Origin of the sequence: Petralouisia muris (genome assembly GCF_004793545.1) — a bacterium.
GTDB classification, from domain to species: domain Bacteria; phylum Bacillota; class Clostridia; order Lachnospirales; family Lachnospiraceae; genus Petralouisia; species Petralouisia muris.
Genome location: NZ_SRYA01000230.1, coordinates 1 through 685 on the forward strand (window position 1 = coordinate 1; position 685 = coordinate 685).

1 protein-coding gene is annotated in these 685 nt (G+C 44.8%); it reads left to right on the forward strand.

Annotated features, from left to right (window positions below; genetic code table 11):
- Positions 1 to 264 precede the first annotated feature (264 nt).
- Positions 265 to 685 (forward strand): tyrosine-type recombinase/integrase (locus E5329_RS29240; RefSeq protein WP_275443901.1); only part of this gene is annotated, 421 nt, incomplete at its 3' end.

Here is a 685-nt window from a genome sequence, read left to right on the forward strand (position 1 = left end):
ATTGAACAAAATCGCTGCGCGATGGCCTGCCAGGGCTGTGGCGTAGTTTTTACGTTCCTCTAAATAAAAGCAGTGGAAAAATCTTCCGCAATACGGTATTGTTAAGTTACCACACAAAACAATCAAATACGGAGACCTCCACTGCCTATGAATACAATAACATTTTTTGGTGTCTTCCGCAACCGGAATTATGATCCCAATGCGCCTCCCTGGTAAGTAGACGTCACTTTAAACACTCAATACTACTTATCATGGAGGTTTTTTATGTACGAAGATATTTTTGAATCCATCCGCCAAGCTGCGGAAAAACGCAACCTTAGAGAACGGACAATCCAACTGTATTGCAGTAATGTCAGCTATTTCTTGCGCTGCACCAATAAGCCTGTTACTGACCTCACACTTGAGGATGCAGATGCCTTTCTTACCATGAAACGTCTGGAGGGCAGATCACCTGAAACTCATAATCACTATCGTTCCTCTATCAAGTTTCTCTACAAAAGAGTCCTGAAGATTGCCTGGGATGACGAGGAAGTCCCTGCCATGAAGCGTGAGCGGAATCTTCCAACTGTGCTTACGCCACAGGAGATCCATGCTGTCATTGAAGCGACTGATAACCTTAAGCATAAGGCCATCATCGCTACCATGTATTCTTCCGGGCTGCGTGTATCTGAGGCTGTCCATTTGC